The organism is Gluconobacter sphaericus NBRC 12467, assembly GCF_006539125.1.
Classification (GTDB): Bacteria; Pseudomonadota; Alphaproteobacteria; order Acetobacterales; family Acetobacteraceae; genus Gluconobacter; species Gluconobacter sphaericus.
In genome coordinates, this window is sequence record NZ_BJMK01000078.1 from 1 (window position 1) to 1,793 (window position 1,793).

General features: G+C 54.4%; 2 protein-coding genes. One reads left to right on the forward strand and one right to left on the reverse strand.

Translation table 11 applies throughout. The features are described from left to right. Positions 1–473: 473 nt before the first annotated feature. Positions 474–1,397 (reverse strand): LysR family transcriptional regulator, encoded by a 924-nt coding sequence (locus GSP01_RS14520; protein ID WP_141354675.1) that lies wholly within the window; start codon positions 1,395–1,397, stop codon positions 474–476. A gap of 98 nt (positions 1,398–1,495) precedes the next feature. On the opposite strand from GSP01_RS14520, the gene GSP01_RS14525 reads away from it, so the two are divergent. Further along, positions 1,496–1,793: nitrilase-related carbon-nitrogen hydrolase (locus tag GSP01_RS14525; RefSeq protein WP_304363368.1), on the forward strand; the 298-nt coding region annotated here is incomplete at its 3' end.

The following is a 1,793-nucleotide window of genomic DNA, read 5'->3' on the forward strand; positions in this document are numbered from 1 at the left end:
TTCAAAATCCACAGTCCAGGAAAACGCTTCAAGCCGCTCTTCAACATCAAAGAAACCAGCCTGCTTCATCTTCCATTCCATCAATCAATGCAGGAGAAATGGAATCACAGAGAGAGGCTTAAAATCAGAGGGTTTTTCGAACCCTCCAGCTGGGGCAGGTTTCGACCGACGCCCGTCTATAGAGAGAGGAAGGCCCACGACGGAAATGGGAAATGCGGTAGCCAACCCGCGGATGAGAGCATGATCAATCGTCGTCGATCGGCTCGCGGCACACCCGTCAGGTCCACTATCAGTTTTTGGACACACCAGACACCAGTCATGGTGTAGGCGTCTTGCAACTGCACTCCCCTAATGACGGTCATGAGAGCTTAGACACCTGTCCGAAAAACCGGGGCCACCTCTGATCAGGGGGGGAAGCCGAATGTCGGTTATCAGTTTATTGTTGTCCGATATCGAACATTCACAATGCGAGATTAACCCGAATAGATTGCCTCTAAGTCCGGTGAAATCGCCAGGAAGGCATCGCTTATAACCTGCCGCATCCAGGGATTATCCGCTGCTCGCTGCCAGAGGATCGACACAGAATAGTTTCCCAAATCAATGGGCGCCGCGCAGACCGTAAGGCCCGAAACGGCCGCAAGGCTCTGTGCGGCATGAATTGGCAATGTGGCAACGGCACGCGTCCCGATCAGGAAGGGAGGAAGGGCAGAGAAATTTGTCAGCGCCGATTGCACCCGTCGTGAGTGACCAAGATCTTTCAAGGCTTGATCTACAATGCCTTCGCGACCTGAAAACGAGACCAGAAGATGTGGCAGAGACAGATAATCTGTCAGTGTTAGCGGCAGTGTAAGGTCGCAGGCGACTGGATCAAGCAGGCAGGCATAACCGGACCGCCCGATCTCCTGCAGCTGTAATCCGGAGCGCACATTTGGCTGTGCGACAACAGCAAAGTCGATTTCGCCCGTTTCAAAAAGGGCCTCCACGCGGTGTGTGTTAGCCTGCCTGAATGTCACTGAAACACGGGACGCTTCTTTTGCCAGCCGTCTTGCGATTAGCGGCCCAATTGCAATCTGGAAGTCGTCAGACATTCCTATGGAAAAATGCTGCCGACTGGTTGTCGGATCAAAAGCCGTAACAGTCGAGAACGCGGTATGGATCAAAGTGAGCCCGCCCCGAAGCGGCTCCGCCATGGCAATTGCCCGAAGTGTCGGCTGCATACCTCCACGGGTGCGGACGAACAGGGAGTCATCCGCCGCTTCCCTCAGTCGGGCCAGAGAGGCGCTGACGGCTGACTGACTCAATGACAACCGCTTTGCGGCTCGGGAAACGCTGCGCTCTTCCCAGAGCGCCAGAAAGGTAGTGATCAGATTGAGATCAAGACGCGAAATATCGACCATGGTGATTTTGTCTATTAAAATAATCAATTTGCCCGATAATGCAAGAAAGTCCACTCTCCCCGTCATTGCAATCCACCACATCCATGAGAGATCCGGACATGAGCCAGCGTCGCGTCGCCGTTATCCAGGCAGGAACCAGTCTCTTCGACACCCCTCGCACACTCGACCGGATGGAAGCCCATTGCGAAGCCGCAGCAGCGCAGGGGGTTGAACTCGCAGTCTTTCCCGAGGCGTATATCGGTGGATATCCAAAAGGGCTGAGTTTCGGCGCTATTCTTGGAAGCCGCTTCCCTGAAGGGCGTGAGGATTACCTTCGATACTGGAAGTCAGCCATTGACGTGCCGGGAGCAGAAACGGCGCGGATCGGCTCGTTTGCAGCGAAAATGAAGGCTCATC

Excerpts from the sequence above, each read along its gene's own strand:
- GSP01_RS14520 (WP_141354675.1), bottom strand. The coding sequence starts at position 1,397 with ATGGTCGATATTTCGCGTCTTGATCTCAATCTGATCACTACCTTTCTG.